Annotated in this window: 1 protein-coding gene; it reads left to right on the forward strand. The window is 66.9% G+C overall.

The genetic code is table 11. From position 1 onward, the window contains the following. On the forward strand, window positions 1–1,111 hold a 1,111-nt coding region (locus QQK43_RS23110; protein ID WP_284309630.1), incomplete at its 5' end, for an alpha-hydroxy acid oxidase. Window positions 1,112–1,122: the final 11 nt, after the last annotated feature.

The following is a 1,122-nucleotide window of genomic DNA, read 5'->3' on the forward strand; positions in this document are numbered from 1 at the left end:
GAAACGCGTGCCGCGCATGTTCTACGACTACGCCGACTCCGGCTCCTGGACCGAAAGCACCTACCGCGCCAACGAGAGCGACTTCCAGCAGATCAAGCTGCGCCAGCGCGTGGCCATCAACATGGAAAACCGCTCCACCGCCACCACCCTGGTCGGCCAGCCCTCAGCCATGCCCCTGGCCCTGGCCCCCACCGGCCTGACCGGCATGCAGCACCCCGACGGCGAGATCCTCGCCGCCCGCGCCGCTCGCCGCTTCGGCGTGCCTTTCACGCTCTCGACCATGAGCATCTGCTCCATCGAGGATGTCGCCCAGCACGCCGGCGAGGGCTTCTGGTTCCAGCTGTATGTCATGAAGGACCGCGCTTTCATCGAGCGCCTGATCGACCGCGCCAAGGCCGCCCGCTGCGGCGCGCTGGTGCTGACGCTGGATCTGCAGATCATCGGTCAGCGCCACAAGGATCTGAAAAATGGCCTGTCGGCCCCGCCCAGGCTGACGCTGCCCAATCTGATCAACATCGCCTCCAAGCCGCGCTGGGCGCTGGGCATGCTGGGCACGCCGCGGCGCAATTTCGGCAACATCTTCGGCCACGTCGAGGGGATCGAGAACATGGGTTCGCTCTCGGAGTGGACGGCCAAGCAGTTCGATCCGGCGCTCAACTGGGGCGATGTGGCGTGGATCAAGAAGCGCTGGGGTGGCAAGCTGATCCTCAAGGGCATTCAGGATGTGGAGGATGCGCGCCTGGCGGTGCAAAGCGGGGCCGATGCGCTGATCGTCTCCAACCACGGGGGGCGCCAGCTCGACGGGGCGCAAAGCAGCATCGCCACGCTGCCGGCGATCGTGCAGGCGGTGGGCAGCCAGATCGAGGTGCACATGGACGGGGGCGTGCGTTCGGGCCAGGATGTGCTCAAGGCGCGGGCGCTGGGCGCGCGTGGGGTCTACATCGGGCGCGCTTTTCTCTATGGCCTGGGCGCCATGGGCGAGGCCGGGGTCTCGCGCTGCCTGGAGATCATCCACAAGGAGCTGGACCTGACCATGGCGTTCTGCGGTCACACGCAGATCGACAACGTCGATGCCTCCGTGCTCCTCCCGGGCACTTTCCCTACCGCCTGAGGCCAGCGTTC

Origin of the sequence: Hydrogenophaga electricum, from assembly GCF_030160815.1 — a bacterium.
Taxonomy (GTDB): domain Bacteria; phylum Pseudomonadota; class Gammaproteobacteria; order Burkholderiales; family Burkholderiaceae_C; genus Hydrogenophaga; species Hydrogenophaga electricum.